The organism is Streptomyces sp. NPDC102462, from assembly GCF_044765425.1.
Taxonomy (GTDB): Bacteria; Actinomycetota; Actinomycetes; order Streptomycetales; family Streptomycetaceae; genus Streptomyces.
Map to the genome: position 1 here is coordinate 1 of NZ_JBIWKB010000052.1, position 16,644 is coordinate 16,644.

Annotated in this window: 20 protein-coding genes and 1 riboswitch; of the genes, 8 read left to right on the top strand and 12 right to left on the bottom strand. The window is 72.7% G+C overall.

What is annotated here, in order from left to right:
• Positions 1 to 139: 139 nt before the first annotated feature.
• From ACIRFL_RS33105 to ACIRFL_RS33140, 8 genes are all read right to left on the bottom strand, one after another.
• Positions 140 to 1,735 carry an alpha/beta hydrolase gene (locus ACIRFL_RS33105; protein WP_404035853.1) on the bottom strand — a complete coding sequence of 532 codons (1,596 nt, stop codon included), beginning with the start codon at positions 1,733 to 1,735 and terminating at the stop codon, positions 140 to 142.
• Between the two features lie 119 nt (positions 1,736 to 1,854).
• A complete protein-coding gene (locus tag ACIRFL_RS33110) occupies positions 1,855 to 2,646 on the bottom strand; it encodes an urease accessory protein UreD (RefSeq protein ID WP_404035856.1) in 792 nt (263 codons plus the stop codon).
• Positions 2,634 to 3,311 carry an urease accessory protein UreG gene (gene ureG, locus ACIRFL_RS33115; protein WP_404035859.1) on the bottom strand — a complete coding sequence of 226 codons (678 nt, stop codon included), beginning with the start codon at positions 3,309 to 3,311 and terminating at the stop codon, positions 2,634 to 2,636. The genes ACIRFL_RS33110 and ureG overlap by 13 nt, the downstream gene beginning before the upstream one ends.
• Before the next feature lie 128 nt (positions 3,312 to 3,439).
• The gene (locus ACIRFL_RS33120) at positions 3,440 to 4,114 is read right to left on the bottom strand and encodes an urease accessory protein UreF (RefSeq protein WP_404035862.1); all 675 of its coding nucleotides are present in this window, start codon (positions 4,112 to 4,114) and stop codon (positions 3,440 to 3,442) included.
• Positions 4,114 to 5,835, bottom strand: coding sequence for an urease subunit alpha (locus ACIRFL_RS33125; RefSeq protein WP_404035865.1), 1,722 nt, complete (start codon positions 5,833 to 5,835; stop codon positions 4,114 to 4,116). Before ACIRFL_RS33125 ends, ACIRFL_RS33120 begins: the two co-directional genes overlap by 1 nt.
• On the bottom strand, positions 5,828 to 6,139 hold the full coding sequence (locus tag ACIRFL_RS33130; RefSeq protein WP_404036036.1) for an urease subunit beta: 312 nt from the start codon (positions 6,137 to 6,139) through the stop codon (positions 5,828 to 5,830). The genes ACIRFL_RS33125 and ACIRFL_RS33130 overlap by 8 nt, the downstream gene beginning before the upstream one ends.
• A gap of 13 nt (positions 6,140 to 6,152) precedes the next feature.
• Positions 6,153 to 6,455, bottom strand: coding sequence for an urease subunit gamma (locus tag ACIRFL_RS33135; protein WP_404035868.1), 303 nt, complete (start codon positions 6,453 to 6,455; stop codon positions 6,153 to 6,155).
• 672 nt (positions 6,456 to 7,127) lie between these two features.
• A complete protein-coding gene (locus ACIRFL_RS33140) occupies positions 7,128 to 7,406 on the bottom strand; it encodes a type II toxin-antitoxin system Phd/YefM family antitoxin (protein WP_404035871.1) in 279 nt (92 codons plus the stop codon).
• Between the two features lie 98 nt (positions 7,407 to 7,504).
• On the opposite strand from ACIRFL_RS33140, the gene ACIRFL_RS33145 reads away from it, so the two are divergent.
• The 3 genes from ACIRFL_RS33145 (at position 7,505) to ACIRFL_RS33155 (ending at position 9,480) form a co-directional block, all read left to right on the top strand.
• A complete protein-coding gene (locus ACIRFL_RS33145) occupies positions 7,505 to 8,137 on the top strand; it encodes an ATP-dependent Clp protease proteolytic subunit (RefSeq protein ID WP_404035873.1) in 633 nt (210 codons plus the stop codon).
• Positions 8,138 to 8,144: 7 nt separating this feature from the next.
• Positions 8,145 to 8,453 carry a hypothetical protein gene (locus ACIRFL_RS33150; RefSeq protein WP_404035876.1) on the top strand — a complete coding sequence of 103 codons (309 nt, stop codon included), beginning with the start codon at positions 8,145 to 8,147 and terminating at the stop codon, positions 8,451 to 8,453.
• A 339-nt stretch (positions 8,454 to 8,792) separates the two neighbouring features.
• A riboswitch (cyclic di-AMP (ydaO/yuaA leader) is annotated at positions 8,793 to 9,003 on the top strand.
• Positions 9,004 to 9,006: 3 nt separating this feature from the next.
• A complete protein-coding gene (locus ACIRFL_RS33155; protein WP_404035878.1) occupies positions 9,007 to 9,480 on the top strand; it encodes a C40 family peptidase in 474 nt (157 codons plus the stop codon).
• Between the two features lie 107 nt (positions 9,481 to 9,587).
• Here the strand turns inward: ACIRFL_RS33155 and ACIRFL_RS33160 are convergent, their stop codons facing one another.
• Complete coding sequence (locus tag ACIRFL_RS33160) at positions 9,588 to 10,046, bottom strand: ATP-binding protein (protein WP_404035881.1); 459 nt, start codon at positions 10,044 to 10,046, stop codon at positions 9,588 to 9,590.
• Positions 10,047 to 10,258: 212 nt separating this feature from the next.
• Between ACIRFL_RS33160 and ACIRFL_RS33165 the strand changes: the two genes are divergently transcribed.
• Positions 10,259 to 11,119, top strand: coding sequence for a helix-turn-helix domain-containing protein (locus ACIRFL_RS33165; protein ID WP_404035884.1), 861 nt, complete (start codon positions 10,259 to 10,261; stop codon positions 11,117 to 11,119).
• Between the two features lie 9 nt (positions 11,120 to 11,128).
• The gene (locus tag ACIRFL_RS33170; RefSeq protein WP_404035887.1) at positions 11,129 to 11,353 is read left to right on the top strand and encodes a DUF397 domain-containing protein; all 225 of its coding nucleotides are present in this window, start codon (positions 11,129 to 11,131) and stop codon (positions 11,351 to 11,353) included.
• 75 nt (positions 11,354 to 11,428) lie between these two features.
• On the opposite strand, the gene ACIRFL_RS33175 is transcribed toward ACIRFL_RS33170, so the two are convergent.
• Positions 11,429 to 12,556 (bottom strand): 8-amino-7-oxononanoate synthase, encoded by a 1,128-nt coding sequence (locus ACIRFL_RS33175; RefSeq protein WP_404035890.1) that lies wholly within the window; start codon positions 12,554 to 12,556, stop codon positions 11,429 to 11,431.
• A gap of 146 nt (positions 12,557 to 12,702) precedes the next feature.
• Between ACIRFL_RS33175 and bioB the strand changes: the two genes are divergently transcribed.
• Genes bioB through bioD form a run of 3 tightly spaced genes read left to right on the top strand, consistent with a single transcriptional unit; the run spans position 12,703 to position 15,899 of the window.
• Positions 12,703 to 13,890: a biotin synthase BioB gene (gene bioB / locus ACIRFL_RS33180; protein ID WP_404035893.1), complete on the top strand. Its 1,188-nt coding sequence runs from the start codon at positions 12,703 to 12,705 to the stop codon at positions 13,888 to 13,890.
• Positions 13,883 to 15,163, top strand: a complete 1,281-nt coding sequence (locus tag ACIRFL_RS33185) for an adenosylmethionine--8-amino-7-oxononanoate transaminase (RefSeq protein WP_404035896.1) — start codon at positions 13,883 to 13,885, stop codon at positions 15,161 to 15,163. Before bioB ends, ACIRFL_RS33185 begins: the two co-directional genes overlap by 8 nt.
• Position 15,164: 1 nt before the next feature.
• A complete protein-coding gene (gene bioD, locus ACIRFL_RS33190; RefSeq protein ID WP_404035899.1) occupies positions 15,165 to 15,899 on the top strand; it encodes a dethiobiotin synthase in 735 nt (244 codons plus the stop codon).
• Between the two features lie 55 nt (positions 15,900 to 15,954).
• Here the strand turns inward: bioD and ACIRFL_RS33195 are convergent, their stop codons facing one another.
• Together ACIRFL_RS33195 and ACIRFL_RS33200 are read right to left on the bottom strand one after the other, a co-directional pair.
• Positions 15,955 to 16,329, bottom strand: coding sequence for a fic family toxin-antitoxin system, toxin component (locus ACIRFL_RS33195; protein WP_404035902.1), 375 nt, complete (start codon positions 16,327 to 16,329; stop codon positions 15,955 to 15,957).
• Positions 16,330 to 16,333: 4 nt separating this feature from the next.
• Complete coding sequence (locus ACIRFL_RS33200) at positions 16,334 to 16,576, bottom strand: toxin-antitoxin system HicB family antitoxin (RefSeq protein WP_404035905.1); 243 nt, start codon at positions 16,574 to 16,576, stop codon at positions 16,334 to 16,336.
• Positions 16,577 to 16,644: the final 68 nt, after the last annotated feature.

Below are 16,644 nucleotides of genomic sequence, written 5' to 3' on the forward strand. Positions count from 1 at the left end.
GGCGCTGGCCCCCGGCGCGTTGGCGGTGGGGGGGGGGGGTCACCCCGCCGTTTTCCCAAACCCGCGCGCGGCCGGGGGGGGGGGGGGCGCGGCGCGCGGGGGGGGGGCGGGCCCCCCCCCCCCCCCGCCCCTCAGCCGGTCACGGCTTGGGCGTGGCGTGCGGTGCGCAGGTCACGTCCGCCGCGTCGACCTTGCCGGTGAGCAGGTAACTGTCCACCCGGTCGTTGACACACGGGTTGACCAGCCCGGTCACGCCGTGCGAGCCCGCGTCCCGCTCGGTGATCAGACGGGAGCCCTTGAAGCGCTTGTGCAGTTCGACGGCGCCCGGGTACGGGGTGGCGGCATCCCGGGTCGACTGCACGATGAGCACCGGCGGCAGCCCCTTGCCGGTCCTCACGTCCACGGGGGTCTGCTGCTTGACCGGCCAGGTCGCGCACGGCAGGTTCATCCAGGCGTTGGACCAGGTCAGGAACGGGTAGTCGCGGTGCAGCCGGGTGTTGTCCCGGTCCCATCGCTGCCAGCTGGTGGGCCACTTGGCGTCGGTGCACTCGACGGCCGTGTAGACGGCGTTGCCGTTCTCCGAGGCGATGTTCCCCGCGGTGTCGGACAGGTCCGGGGCGGCGGCGTCCACCAGTGCCTGGGTGTCACCGGCGACGTACTTGCTGAACACCGTGGCGACCGGCACCCACGAGGAGTCGTAGTACGGGGCGCTCTGGAAGAAGGAGAGCAGTTCGGCCGGGCCGACGACACCGCCGATGGGATTCTTCTTGGCGGTGGCGCGCAACTGGAGCCACTTGGCCTGGACGGCGGCGCGGGTGGTGCCGAGGTGGAAGGCGGCGTCGTTGGCGGCGACCCAGTCCTGCCAGTCCCGCCAGCGGCCCTCGAAGGCGATGTCCTGGTTGAGGTTGGCCTGGTACCAGATGTTGTCCCGGGCCGGGTCGACCACGCTGTCGACGACCATGCGGCGGACGTGCCCGGGGAACAGCGTGCCGTAGACGGCGCCCAGGTAGGTGCCGTAGGAGACACCGAGGTAGTTGATCTTCCGCTCGCCGAGCGCGGCCCGGATGACGTCCAGGTCGCGAGCGGTGTTCGGCGTGGTCATGTGCGGCAGCATGGTGCCGCTGCGTTCGTAGCAGCCGTCCGCGTACTCGCGGGCCAGCTTGCGCTGGGCGAGCTTGTCGGCCTCGGAGTCGGGCACCGGGTCGGCCTTGGGCGCCTTGACGAACTCCTGCGGGTCGATGCAGGAGATGGGCGCGGAGTGGCCGACGCCGCGCGGGTCGAAGCCCACGAAGTCGTACGCCTTGGCCGCCTTCGCCCACACGGCGTTCTTGTTGGTGACCCGGGTCGGGAAGCGCAGCCCGGAGCCGCCCGGGCCGCCGGGGTTGTAGACGAGCGCGCCCTGGCGCTCCTGCGGGGTGCCCGTGTTGCCGATGCGGTCGACGGCGAGCTTGATCTGCTTGCCGTTCGGCTTGGCGTAGTCGAGCGGCACGGTGACCCAGCCGCACTGGATCGGCTTGACGAGCCCCCAGTCGGCGGGGCAGTCCCGCCAGTCGATGCCCGCCTTCGCGGCCCGCTCGGCGGCGATCGCGGCGCCCTGGGCCTCGCGGTCCTGGCCGTGTCCCGAGGTGGCGGCGGCCGTGGGCGCCGATACGGCGCCGGCTATCAGGGTCGCGGTGACGAGCGCTCCGGCCGAACCGAGCGCGAGCACACGGTTCTTCGGTCTGTTCTCCCTCAAGTGGGCCCTCCCCCTGCATCGCTGTGAATGTCATGCGAATGTCAGGAAGATCCTCGTCCCTGTGAGGAGCCCGCGAACAGGGGTCGTTGACCTTCTTTGCCAATCCGATAGCCGGACGATCAGGTCCCGCTGAGCGGAGAGCCCCGGTCGAGCAGCGCCGACGCCTCGTCCAGCACCCGCCGCAGCCGCAGTCCGTCGGCGGCCACGGCGCTCACCAGCACGGCGGGCCCGGCGAGCGGGATGACGGCCGCCCCCTCCCCCAGCAGCCGGGCCGCCGGCATGTCGCCGGCGAACTCAGGTCGTACGACGACCAGTTGACCCACAGCGCGATGTCCCGCGAGGACGGCGGGACCGTCCCAGCCGCCCGGCGCGCCGGGCCCGCAGGCCAACTCCTGGTCGAGCACGCCGCGCCCGTCGAGCCGCACCGTCAGCCGGCTGCCGAGCCGCCCCGGTTCCTCGCCGGCCCGGCCGAGCACCTGCTCCTCGCGCAGCACGAGACGGGCCCCGGCGGCGAGGTCGACCCGGGTGGTGACATACAGCTCGCTGCCGGCCGCGGAGATCAACGGCTCGGGCAGCCAGTGCAGTTCGCCCCCGTCGTCGACCCTGATCCGCACGTCGTAGTGTGCCTCGCCCTTCGTCTGGCCCGGCAGCGCGATGGTCGCGGCGGCCGACCCGACGTGCAGCCGGGCGCCCCGGGCCACCCGTGTCTCGACGGCGAACCGGTCGCCACCGAGCGGCCCGCTCATCGCCCCGACGAGCACGACCCGGGCCTGTGTGCCGCTGCCCCGGGTGCGCCGCGGCGCCAGCGGGCCCCGCCCCTCCAGCACGGGCAGCGCCGTGCCGCCGCGGCCGTCCGGCCTGGCGACGATCCGCGCGGCGGCCCGCACCCCGCTCACGGTCACGCCGTCCACGCGGCGAGCCGTTCCCGCACCCAGGCGGCGACCTCGGCGACGCCCTCCTCGGAGCGCAACGACTGGAACACGACGGGCAGTCCGGCCCGCTGCGCCTTCGCGTCGGCGGCCATCCGCGTGAGGTCGGAGCCGACGTACGGCGCGAGGTCGGTCTTGTTGACCACGAGCAGATCGGCGGTGGTGACGCCGGGGCCTCCCTTGCGCGGGATGTCGTCCCCGCCGGCCACGTCGATGACGAAGACCTGCGCGTCGACGAGCCCCTTGGAGAAGGTCGCGGTGAGGTTGTCGCCGCCCGACTCGACGAGGACGAGGTCCAGCGGCCCCACCTCGTCCTCCAGTTCCTCGACCGCTTCGAGGTTGGCGGAGATGTCGTCCCTGATCGCGGTGTGCGGGCAGGCTCCCGTCTCCACGGCGGTGATCCGCTCCGGCGGCAGTACGGCCTCACGCAGCAGGAACTCGGCGTCCTCCCGGGTGTAGATGTCGTTGGTGACGACGGCGAGCGACAGTTCGTCCCGCAGGGTCCGGCACAGGGCGGCGACGGTGGCGGTCTTGCCCGAGCCGACGGGCCCGCCGAGACCGATCCGCAGTGCCCGCCGCGATCCGTCCGCCCGCCGGGCATCGGCCCCGACGGCGGCCGGGCCGTGCTGGGTGTGATCGAGATGCATGAACGACTCTCCTTCAGAACTGCCTTCACGGTGCCGGTTTCGGCGGGGATTCGGCGCGGGACCACACCCGGCCGGAAAGGACCGGGACGGGCTACCGGCCACCACAGCGGCGCTTGGAGCGGGCGCGGTCAGGTCGCGAACAGCCGTACCGGTCGGGTGGCGTGGGCCTCGGCCATGATCTCCAGCAGCGGCGCGGACGCCGCCGGCAGGGCGTCGACGCCGTCGGCGACGGCGCGCCAGGCCGCCTCCACCGCCCGCCCGACCACCTGGTCCAGCTCCGGCGCCAGCCGGGCCAGTACCCCGGTCGCCTCGAACGGATCCAGGCTCAGCAGCCGCACGGTGGCCGTCGCCGGCCCGCTCACGCTCTCGTACGCCGCGCAGTACGCCGCGTCCGCCGCCTCCAGACCGGCCGCCCGCGCCACGAGGCCGAGCACCACCGGCTGGTGCACCCCCTTGGGGAACCGCCGGGCCAGGGCGTCGAGTTCGGCGCACGGCCAGGTCGCCCGGGCAGCCCGCAGCAACTGCCGGCCGAGCCTGCGCGCGGCGCCACGCAGCGCGGGCGACGGTGTGCGCGCGTCCGCCGCCGCGTCCAGGGCGGCAAGCTCCGCGCCGAGCACCGCCGCCGCGGCGAGCGCGGCGGCCACGAGCCCCGCTGTGTGCAACCGCCCCCGGCAGAAGTCGGCCAGGCTCACGGCATCGGTGATCCGCCCGGCCGTGACGGCGGCCTCCGCCCCGCCGGAGTGCGCGTGCCCTCCGGCGGGAAAGCGGCCGTCGGCCAGGACGAGGAGCGCTGCCCTGGACATCAGAAGAGGAAGTAGCGCTGGGCCATGGGCAGTTCGGCGGCCGGGGCGGCCTCGACCAGTTCGCCGTCGATGTGCACGGCGAAGCTGTCGGGGTCGATCCGGACCAGCGGCCGTGCGTCGTTCTCCCTCATGTCCGCCTTGGTCACACCGCGCGTCGACTCGATGGCGACGCAGCGCTTGCCCAGCTCGAGCCGTTCGGGCAGCCCGTCCTCGATGGCCGCCGGGGCGACGAAGTTGACCGAGTTGGCGCCGGGAGCCCGTCCGATCGCGCCGTACATGGGGCGCGGGAGGATCGGCTGCGGGGTGGGGATGGAGGCGTTGGCGTCGCCCATCTGCGCGTACGCGATCTGCCCGCCCTTGATGACCAGGTGCGGTTTCACACCGAAGAACGCGGGCTCCCAGAGCACCAGGTCGGCGAGCTTTCCGCGCTCCACGGACCCGATGTCCCGGGCGAGGCCCTGGGCGAGCGCCGGGTTGATGGTGTACTTGGCGACATAGCGCCGTACCCGCCGGTTGTCCGCGCGGCCGTCACCGGGCAGCGCGCCCCGGCGGCGCTTCATCACATGCGCCGTCTGCCAGGTCCGCAGCACGACCTCGCCGATGCGCCCCATGGCCTGGGCGTCGGAGGAGATGATCGAGATGGCGCCCAGGTCGTGCAGGATGTCCTCGGCGCCGATCGTCGACGGCCTGATCCGGGACTCGGCGAACGCCAGGTCCTCCGGGACCGCGGGGTTGAGGTGGTGGCACACCATCAGCATGTCGAGGTGTTCCTCGGCGGTGTTGACGGTGAACGGCCGGGTCGGATTGGTCGAGCTGGGCAGCACGTGCGGCTCGGAGACCACGGTCATGATGTCGGGCGCGTGCCCGCCGCCGGCCCCCTCGGTGTGGTACGCGTGGATGCCGCGCCCGGCGATCGCGGCGAGCGTGTCGCCGACGAAGCCGGCCTCGTTGAGGGTGTCCGTGTGAATGGCGACCTGGATGCCGGTCCGGTCGGCGACGGTGAGCGAGGCGTCGATGACGGCCGGGGTGGAGCCCCAGTCCTCGTGCAGTTTCAGGCCCAGCGCGCCGCCGCGGATCTGCGACATCATCGCCTCGTCGGAGACGGTGTTGCCCTTGCCGAGCAGGCCGACGTTGACCGGGTAGTGCTCCATCGCCTGGAACATCCGGGCGAGGTGCCAGGGGCCGGGCGTCACGGTGGTCGCCTTGGAGCCCTCGGCCGGTCCGGTGCCGCCGCCGACCAGCGTGGTGATGCCTGCGGCCAGCGCCTCGTCGGCGGTCTGCGGGCAGATGAAGTGGACGTGCGCGTCGATCCCGCCGGCCGTCAGGATGCGCCCGTTGCCCGCGATCACCTCGGTCTCCGGGCCGATGACCAGGTCGGGGTGCACGCCGTCCATCGTGTCCGGGTTGCCCGCCTTGCCGATCCCGGTGATCCGGCCGTCGCGGATGCCGATGTCGGCCTTGACGATGCCCCAGTGGTCGACGACGACGGCGCCGGTGATCACGGTGTCGGGGGTGCCGTCCGCGCGGGTGGCACGCGACTGGCCCATGGATTCGCGGATGACCTTGCCGCCGCCGAAGACCGCCTCGTCACCGGCGCGTCCCGGCCCGCCCGAACGGTCCTCCTCGATCTCGATCAGCAGGTCGGTGTCGGCGAGCCGGATCCGGTCGCCGGTGGTCGGGCCGAACAGGTCGGCGTACGCGGCACGCGGGATCTCAGGCATCGAGGGGGCCTCCGGTCTGCCCGCGCAGGCCCGGCACGACGCGGGCGCCGGTGAGCGGGACGAGTTCGACGTCGACGGGGATGCCGGGCTCGAAGCGCACGGCGGTGCCGGCGGCGATGTTCAGCCGCTTTCCGTGTGCGGCGCCGCGGTCGAACTCCAGGCCGGGGTTGGCCTCGGCGAAGTGGTAGTGGGAGCCGACCTGGACGGGCCGGTCGGCGGCGTTGAGGACGGTGAGCCGGGTGACCTCGCGGCCCTCGTTGCAGACGACGGGGTCGTCGGCGAACAGGATCTCTCCGGGAATCATGGCCGTGCCCCGCTCAGACGATCGGGTCATGGACGGTGACCAGCTTGGTGCCGTCCGGGAAGGTGGCCTCCACCTGGACGTCGTGGATCATCTCGGGGACGCCCTCCATGACGTCGTCCCGGGTGAGCACCTTGCGGCCGGAGGCCATCAGTTCGGCGACGCCGCGTCCGTCGCGCGCGCCTTCGAGGACGTGCGACGTGATGAGCGCGACCGCCTCGGGGTGGTTGAGCCTCAGCCCGCGGGCCCGGCGCCGCTCGGCCACGTCGGCCGCCACGTGGATCAGCAGCCTCTCTTGCTCGTGCGGGGTCAGTTGCACGTCCCACCTCACAGTCCTCGCTCCGGACCGTGCGGGTCCGGTTGCCGCAGCCACCGCGACAGGGATGAATCTCACACGGGGTCAGATGGGGCGAGCTTACCCAATCGGGACACAAGAACCTCTGACGGCGTGGACCGGCAGGTTAGTTCGCCGGAGTTTCCACGACGTTAACCGGACCGTACGGGCGCACCGGTCAGCACCGTCGACGCCGCCACGCGCCCCGGCCGGCATCACGACGGACTCCGCGCCAACCCTGCCGACCCCGAGCGGACCGCATACGGTGGCCGCACTCCCGTCTGCCGCCGCCCTGGCGACCTGACGGCGGCCGGGATCGCGGACAGCCGCCGGAGTGATCACGGGGGACGCAGACCACGACACTCGACCGGAGAACACCGACCGCGAACGCACCCGTGTCCGCTCCCACGGCGCCGCACGACCCACGAGCAGCCAGGGCCGGCCCGGGCGCGGTGACGCCCGGGCCGCGCGGGCAGCCGGTATCGGCGCGAGGTGCCCCGCAAGCAGCCGATTGCCGGCGCGGGCGCGGTGATACCGCTCGGCCATCCGCTCTCCGCCGCCCCCTCCACCCCGCAACCGCCGGCGGAGCCAGTCGGCGTCCTCGGCCGGCGCCTGGCTCCGCCGGCCGGGCGGGTGGGCTGCGGCGGAGGAGTGTGGTCAGGAGCCGGTTGGGCCCCTGTGTTCGGCCGCGATGCCGAAGCGGCGCTGTTCACGGGGCGTGCCCGCGGCCTCGCGGATGCTGGAGACCGAGCTGACGACCTGCTCGTCCGCGGGCTCCGGGAGTTCTTCGAGCCGCTCCAGGTCGGCGGCGGAGACGAGGGCGACGAGAGGCTTGCCGTGGCGCGTCACGACGACGCGTTCACCGCCGTACACCACCCGGTTGATCAGGTCGGCGAGTTCAGCCCTGGCTTGCGTCACCGGAATCTCGTAGGCCATGACCCCAGCTTACGGGGCTCCCCCGGACTCTGTACGTCCTGTACATTTCCCACAGAGGGCGTCGCCGCAAGCGGCCGCGCCGCGAGGAGGGGTATGCCATGTCCGGACCGTCCGCCCGCCACGTCCTGCCCGAGTTCACCGAACGCACGAGCACGGGGACCCGCACGCTCGACCCGTACGCGAAGCTGCTTGAGGAGCGGATCGTCTTCCTGGGCACGCCGATCGACGACACCGCGGCGAACGACGTGATGGCACAGTTCATGCACCTGGAACACCGCGCCCCGGACCAGGACATCTCGCTGTACGTCAACTCCCCCGGCGGCTCGTTCAGCGCGATGACGGCCATCTACGACACCATGCGGTACGTCACCTGTGACGTGGAGACGATCTGCCTCGGGCAGGCCGGCTCCTCGGCGGCGGTGCTGATCGCGGCCGGCACCGCGGGCAAGCGGTTCACGCTGCCGGGCGCGCGCCTGCTGCTCCAGCAGCCCTCGCTGGCGCGGCCGGTGCGGGGCCAGCCGAGCGATCTGGTCATCGAGGCCGCGGAACTGGCGCGCGTACGCGTGCTCCAGGAAGAGATGCTGGCGCGCCACACGGGCCGCACCCCGGAGCAGGTCCACGAGGACCTGGAGCGAGACCTGGTCCTGGACGCCCGGGGCGCGCTGGAGTACGGGCTGGTGGACGCGGTCATCCCGAGCCGCAGGGCCGCGCGCCCGGCTGACGCGGGGTGAGCCGCGGATGCTGCCGCCGGAACTGCCGCCGCTGCCCGCGCTGACCCGGGCCGAGAGCGAGCTGATCGACCGTTACCTGGAGGCGGTCGACCTGCTCGGCCGGATCAATCCGGCGCGGGCCGAGCACACCTACCACGGGCTGCGGGCCGCCCAGGCCCTGGTGCGCACCGCGATGGAGCTGCGGGACGCGCTGGCCCTGATGCACACGCGAGGCGAGATCGAGGTGCACACGGCCACCCTGGCGCGGGCACTGCGGGTACTGGACGGCGAGCGGCGCGCCGCCCGGGTCGCCTTGCCGCCCGACGGCGCGGGCTGACGCGGGCACACTGGGCCTCCGGCGGGCCGACGAGCCGACGAGCCGTCATAGAACGGGCTGAAACGGTCCAAACGGTCTACCCCTGTTCGGCGTAGCCCGGCTTCCTTTTTCGGGCGCGGAAGAGTTGGGTACGGCGAGTGGTCGACAGCCGCGCCGAGGTGCTTCGGCGCTGGTCCGGGGGTGCGCAGCCCCCTCGGCCGGGTATCGAACAGAGCACTGTCCAGCCGAACGGCTGAGTGGTGAACAACGCCACACATCCCCGGTTCCGTTGGGATTTTCGGACAGTTGTGAGTGAAGATCCCTGTCTGACGACAAGCCCCCGCCACCGCGGCGGGGCGGTCCGGGCGGACGCCGAGTCCTGCCGCCGCCCGGATGACCGGTCGACAGGAGTGGATCGGCAGGAGTGGAGGACCCGAGCAAGACGGGTCGCCGGAGCGGACGCTGTTCCGCTCCGAGCAGCCCTTGGGGTGAAGCCGTGGCAACGCGGCCGGGCAACTTCGCCAGCCCGAATCCGACAGGTCATCCTTCACAGGCGGCTGACGAAGGGTTGCGCATGACTGCGCTCAATCGTGTCCCGTCGCTGATGGCCCGGGCCGGTACGGCCTCGGCACTGACCATCGCCGCCGTGGGCGGCTCGATCGTGGCCCCCGGCCTCGCGTCCGACGCGGAGGCCGCGACCACGGCGACGAAGGCGCTGCGGATCGCGGCGTCCAAGAAGGGGTCCCCGTACAAGTGGGGCGCCACCGGTCCGCGCAGGTTCGACTGCTCCGGGCTCACGCTGTACTCGTTCAAGAAGGCGGGCAAGAGCCTGCCGCGCACGGCCGCCCAGCAGTACAACAAGTCGCGCCATATCTCGGCCAAGAGCCGCAAGGCCGGGGACCTGGTGTTCTTCCATTCGGGCTCCAACGTCTACCACGTGGGCATCTATGCGGGTCATGGGAAGATCTGGCACGCCCCGAAGACCGGGGACGTGGTGCGGCTGCAGAAGATCTGGACGCGGAGCGTCTGGTACGGCCGGGTCGGCTGACCCGGCGGAGCGGGTGCCGCCGCCCCCGCCGCGCCGCAGCCCCCACATAGCCGGCCGGGGCTGACCGGACGTCATGCGGGGCTGCGCACCGCTCCGTGCCCGATCGGCTACGGCTCCTGCCGGCCCACCGCCGTCACCGGGTGGGCCGGCACGGTCCAGGGCAGTTCCACGGTGATGGTCTTGCCGCCCTCGCGGGTGGGCCGGACGCGCAGCTTGCCGCCGCTTTCGGCGGTGAGCCAGCGGATGATGACCATGCCGCGGCCGTTGTCCTGCTGGACGGCCGCGGGGAGTCTCTTCGGGAAGCGCGGATGACTGTCGGTGACACCGATGCGCAGATGCGCGTCGCGGTCGAGCACGAGGTCGACCGTGAAGGTGGGTGACTGGCCGAAGGTGTGCTGCACGGCGTTGGTGGCCAGTTCGGAGACGATGAGGCGGATCGTCTCGGCGGCGTCCGTGTCCGCCGGCAGGCCCCACTCCACGAGGGTGCTCAGCACATGCGCGCGGGCCGCGGAGACCGAGGCGGGATCGCTCGGCAGAGTGATGGATGCTTCCAGATGGTCTGCCATGGCGATGTCGTCCCTTTCCCACGGGACCGCAGTCCGACACGGAGCGGATGGTTCGAGTACGGTCCCGGACTGGTGCTTCGCCGCCAGACTGCCATCAGCGCGCCGGTCACGCGGGGCATCCACCGAGATATGCATATATCTGTCGCTCGAAGCGGTGAACTCTGCGACGGCAGACCGTATTTGGGCGGCTCGTAAGGAGTAAGGAGTTGCCCATGCAGCACGGTCCCGCGGTACGCCGCCGGAAACTGGGCGCCGAACTGCGCGCCCTGCGCACCGGCGCCGGTCTCACGAGCGGTGAGGCGGCCAGGTTGGTGGGCTGGCACCAGTCGAAGGTGAGCCGCGTCGAGACGGGCGCGAGTGGCGTGAAACCGACCGATGTGCGGCTGCTGCTCGACGCGTACGACGTGCGGGACGCCCAACTGCGCGAGTTGCTGCTGGTGTTGGCGGGTTCCGAGGACGTCGGCGACCGGCACCGCTGGTGGCACGCCTACCGCGGGGTGCTGCCGCCCACCTACCGGGACTTCATCAGCCTGGAGTCGCAGGCCAGCGGGATGCGCACGCTGGAGACGTCGGTCGTGCCCGGGCTGCTGCAGACGCCCGAGTACGCCCGCGCGGTGACCCGGGCCGCGGTGGACGCCCTGGACGAGGACCGGCTGGACGCGCTGGTGGAGGTGCGGCTCGCCCGGCAGCACGTGCTGCGTTCCGAGCCGCCGCTGGAGCTGAGCGCCGTACTGGACGAGGCGGTGCTGCGCCGGGAGGTCGGCGGACCGGGCGTCATGGCACGGCAGTTGCAACGGCTCACGGAGGCGGCGCGGCTGCCGCAGGTAAGGCTCCAGGTGCTGCCTTTTGCCGCCGGAGCGCACATCGGCATCACCGGGCCTTTCGTTATCTTCTCATTTCGGAGCACTTCTGATCTGGATGTTGTAGTTCTTGACCAGCTGACGAGTAGCCTCTACCTCGAACGGAAAGAAGACCTCCAGGCCTACACGGAGGCCTTCAACTCCCTTCAGATCCACGCCCTTTCGCCCGAGGACTCGTTGGATTACATCGCCGCGATAGGTGACGGCGCGTAAGGAGGCACCATGACCGCACTGCCTCGGAACGTACCTTCCACTGCTCAACTGCCCGCTGTGCGCTGGCTGCGCAGCAGCTACAGCACGGGAGCCAACAACTGCGTGGAGACGGCACGGCCGCGTTCCGGTCCGCAAACCGGACTGCTCGCCGTGCGCGACTCCAAGGACCCGGCCGGGCCCGCGCTGCTCTTCTCCCCCGAGAGCTGGGCGGGCTTCCTCGCCGCGTTGCGCTGACCCCCGTACCGCCCCGTCCGACCGACCGCTACCGACCGATTCCGCCCGGGCGGCGCACGACCGTGTCACGCCGACTCATGGTCGCGCCCCGCCGATCACCCGTACAGCGCGTTCGATGTCCGCCCCGGAGAGGTCCGCACGGGCGGTGAGCCTGAGCCGTGAGACACCGTCGGGCACGGAAGGCGGACGGAAACAGCCCACGGCGAGGCCGGCCGCACGGCAGTCGTCCGCCCAGCGGAGGGCCTCCTCCGGGGACGGCGCGCGCACGGAGACGACCGCGGCGTCCGGGCGCACCGCCTGGAGGCCCGCGGCGGTCAGTCGTGCGTGCAGTTCGGCGGCGACCTGACGCGCGCGTGCCGCCCGCTGCGGTTCGCGGCGCAGCAGACGCAGGGCCGCGAGCGCCGCGCCCGCCGCCGCGGGCGCGAGGCCCGTGTCGAAGATGAAGGTGCGGGCCGCGTTGACCAGGTGGTCGATCACCCGCGCCGGCCCGAGCACGGCGCCGCCCTGACTGCCCAGCGACTTGGACAGCGTGGCCGTGACGACGACGTCGTCGGCGCCCGCGAGACCGGCCGCGTGCGGGGCTCCCCTGCCGCCGTCGCCCAGCACGCCCAGCCCGTGGGCATCGTCCACCAGCAGCCCCGCGCCGTGCTCCCGGCACGCCTCGGCGAGGGCGGTGAGCGGCGCGGCGTCCCCGTCGACCGAGAAGACCGTGTCCGAGACGACGACCGCGGGCCCCTCGTGCGGGCCCAGCGCCTTGCGCACCGCGTCCGGGTGGGCGTGACCGACCACCTGGGTGACACCGCGGGCCAGTCGGCAGCCGTCGATGAGGGACGCGTGGTTGCCCGCGTCGGAGACGATCAGGCAGCCGTGCGGTCCCAGCGCGGTGACCGCGGCGAGATTCGCGGCGTATCCGGAGGAGAAGACCAGGGCCGCCTCGAAGCCGCAGAAGGCGGCCAGCTCGCGCTCCAGTTCGCCGTGCAGCTCCGTGCTGCCGGTGACCAGTCGCGAGCCGGTGGCGCCGCCGCCCCAGGCCCGCGCCGCGTCGGCGGCGCCCGCGATGACCTCCGGGTGCCGGGCCAGGCCCAGGTAGTCGTTGCTCGCGAGGTCGAGGAGCGGCGAGTCGGCGGCACGGGGGCGCAGCGTGCGTACGAGTCCGGCCCCGCGGCGCAGCTCGGCCTCCTCGTCGATCCAGCCGAACGCCATGGCTCCTCCGGTGATTTGTAGGCAGTGAACAGACCCTATTCGGGCCGCCTGCCGTCCATTGTGTGGCCATACCCACACGTCGAACCGTCCGCGTTGTATGAACCCTCCTTGGCCCGGACCGCTCCCGCAGGGCAGGATCGGACCCCATGGACCTCCTGAACACGCTCGTGGACAAGGGTCTGCGGCGCGAGCCGCCGACCCGCGACGAGGCACTCGCCGTGCTCGCCACCTCCGACGACGACCTGCTCGACGTGGTGGCCGCGGCCGGCCGGGTGCGCCGGCACTGGTTCGGCCGGCGCGTGAAACTCAACTATCTGGTCAATCTCAAGTCCGGTCTCTGTCCCGAGGACTGCTCCTACTGCTCGCAGCGGCTGGGTTCGACGGCCGGCATCCTGAAGTACACCTGGCTCAAGCCGGACGAGGCGTCGAAGGCCGCCGCCGCGGGCCTCGCGGGCGGTGCCAAGCGGGTGTGCCTGGTGGCCAGCGGCCGGGGCCCGACGGACCGGGACGTGGACCGGGTGTCCGAGACGATCAGGACCATCAAGGAACGCAACGAGGGCGTCGAGGTCTGCGCGTGCCTCGGTCTGCTCTCCGACGGCCAGGCCGAGCGGCTGCGCGCGGCCGGCGCCGACGCCTACAACCACAACCTCAACACCTCCGAGGGAACGTACGCGGACATCACGACGACGCACACGTACGCCGATCGGGTGGACACGGTGCACAAGGCGCACGCGGCGGGGCTGTCCCCGTGCTCCGGACTGATCGCGGGCATGGGAGAGAGCGACGCGGACCTGGTCGACGTGGTCTTCGCGCTGCGCGCGCTGGACCCGGACTCGGTGCCGGTGAACTTCCTGATCCCGTTCGAGGGCACCCCGCTGGCCAAGGAGTGGAACCTGACGCCGCAGCGCTGTCTGCGCATCCTCGCGATGGTCCGGTTCGTCTGCCCCGACGTCGAGGTCCGGGTGGCCGGCGGTCGCGAGGTGCATCTGCGCACCCTGCAACCGCTCGCGCTGCACTTGGCCAACTCCGTCTTCCTCGGCGACTACCTCACCAGCGAGGGGCAGGCGGGCAGGGCCGACCTGGAGATGATCGCGGACGCCGGGTTCGTGGTGGAGGGCGCCGACGAGGTGACGCTGCCGGAGCACCGGGCGGGCGGCTGCGGGTCGCACGCCGAGCAGGGCCACGGGTCGGACACCGAGCAGGGCTGCCGGGCGCACGAGGGCGGGGGCGCGTGCGGTGCGGCCGTCTCCGCGCCACGGGAGAGCGAGGCGCGCACCGACCTGGTCGCCGTCCGCCGCCGCGGCCCCGGAACGGACCTCGCGCCCAATGCCTGACCTCGACGTCCCCGCGCTGCTGGAACTGGACCGGCGGCATGTGTGGCATCCGTACGGCCCGATGCCCGGGCGCGCCGAACCGCTCGTCGTGGCGTCGGCGAGCGGGGTCCGGCTGCGACTGGCCGACGGCTCGGGCGAGTTGGTCGACGGCATGGCGTCCTGGTGGTCGGCGATCCACGGCTACAACCACCCGGTGCTCAACGAGGCCGCGCGGGGCCAGCTGGAGCGGATGAGCCATGTGATGTTCGGCGGGCTCACGCACGAGCCCGCCGTCCGGCTGGCGAAGCTCCTTGTCGACATGTCGCCCAACGGGCTTGAACATGTCTTCCTCGCCGACTCCGGCTCGGTCTCGGTCGAGGTCGCGGTCAAGATGTGCCTGCAGTACTGGCGCTCGCTCGGCCGCCCTCACAAGCGCCGGCTGCTGACCTGGCGGGGCGGCTACCACGGCGACACCTGGCAGCCGATGTCCGTGTGCGACCCCGAGGGCGGGATGCACGGGCTGTGGGCCGGGGTGCTGCCGCGCCAGGTCTTCGCCGATCCGCCGCCGGCCGGGTACGAGGAGGCGTACGCCGAGCGGTTGCGCGAGCTGATCGGGCGGCACGCCGACGACCTGGCCGCCGTGATCGTGGAGCCGGTGGTGCAGGGCGCGGGCGGGATGCGGTTCCACTCGCCCCGGTATCTGCGGGTGCTGCGCGAGGCGTGCGACGCGCATGACGTGCTGCTGGTGTTCGACGAGATCGCGACCGGATTCGGCCGGACGGGCACGCTGTTCGCCGCGGAGCACGCGGCGGTGACGCCGGACGTGATGTGCGTGGGCAAGGCGCTGACCGGCGGGTATCTGACGATGGCGGCAACGTTGTGCACCGCGCGGGTGGCGGCGGGGATCTCCCGGGGCGAGGTCCCGGTCCTCGCGCACGGCCCGACGTTCATGGGCAATCCGCTGGCCGCGGCCGTGGCCTGCGCTTCGATCGAGCTGCTGCTGGGGCAGGACTGGCACGCGGAGGTCAAGCGGATCGAAACGGGCCTCTTGGCCGGTCTCGCCCCGGCCTCGGACCTGCCCGGGGTGCGTGACGTAAGGGTCCTGGGCGCCATCGGCGTGGTGCAGCTCGACCACGAGGTGGACCTGGCGGCGGCCACCGCGGCGGCCATGCGGGCGGGCGTGTGGCTGCGGCCGTTCCGCGATCTGGTGTACACGATGCCGCCGTACGTCACCGGTGACGAGGACGTGGCACGGATCGCGGCCGCGGTGTGCGCGGCGGCGCGGGAGGGCTGAGATGCCGGTTCTGGTGATCACGGGCACGGGCACGGAGGTCGGCAAGACGGTCACCACCGCGGCGGTGGCCGCCGCCGCGCTGGCCGCCGGCCGGTCGGTGGCCGTGCTGAAGGCGGCGCAGACGGGGCTGGGCCCGGGCGAGCGCGGGGACGCGGACGAGGCGGCGCGGCTCGCGGGCCCGGTGACGGCGGCCGAACTGGCCCGCTACCCGGAGCCGTTGGCACCGTGGACGGCGGCCAGACGGTCCGGCCTCGCCCCCGTGCGCCCGCACGAGGTCGCCGACGCCGCCGCCAAGCTGGCCACCGAGCACGATCTGGTGCTGGTCGAGGGCGCGGGCGGGCTGCTCGTGCGGTTCGACGCGGCGGGCGGCACCCTGGCGGACGTGGCCGGGCTGCTCGCGGCGCCGGTGCTGGTGGTCGCGTCGGCCGGCCTGGGCACGCTGAACACGACCGAGCTGACGGCGCGTGAACTGCACCTGCGTGCCGTCGAATTGCTGGGGGTGGTGATCGGCAGCTGGCCCCGGTCCGCCGATCTCGCCGCGCGGTGCAATCTCGCGGACCTGCCTCAGGTGGCAGGCGCGCCGCTGCTCGGTGCCCTGCCGGCCGGAGCCGGCGCCCTGCCACCGCCCGAGTTCCGCAGGGCGGCCCCGACGTGGCTGGCCCCGCGCCTTCAGGGCACCTGGGACGCGGCGTCCTTCCAGACCCGGCAGGCCCCGCCCGCGGGCCCGCCGCGGTGACCGAGCGGCGTCCGCACACAGCGGGCACGCTCGGGCGGGCGTCGGCCGGGCAGGGTCACAGGGTCCACTGGTGCAGCCGCCGTGCGATGTCGGACACCGACGCCTCCCCGTCCTTGACCAGCCGGGCCAGATCCCGGACCTGTTCCGGCGAGGTGGTGACCTTCAGACCGCTGGCGACGAGATAGGCGTAGGCGACGGCGGAGGCGAACAGGGCGTTGGAGCGCTCCAGCGCGGGCACGTGGATCAGCAGTTGGAGCAGGGCGGCGGCCCGGGAGTGCGGGCCCTCGTAGACGGGGACGTCGAATATCTCGGCCCGGTGCCGGGCGACCGCTGCGACCAGCGCGCCCCAGTCGGTGACCTGGGGGTCCCCCGGGGTCTTCTGCTCCGCGAGCATGAGGAGCCAGGCGAGATCGATGCTCAGGTCGTTCAACGGATCAGCGCCGGCCTTCGCTGCGGCCGGTGCCGCGGTCCTCGCCGAACTCCTCCGCGAACACGCCTTCGTACTGCTTCATGAAGTCGGCGGCTGCCTCCACGAAGGTGCGGCCGGCCTCCCCGGTGTCCTGCCGGACCAGCTCTTCGATGTAGCGGTTGACACTCATGCCGCGGGCCTGGGCGCGCTCGCGGGCGGCCCGGGCGGTGTCCTCGTCCACCCGTACGTTCAGCTGGGTCTTGGCCATACCCCTGACGCTAGCGCCGGACCGCTAGCGTCGGCAAGCGGGCCACCCCGGAGATTGCCCCTTACACC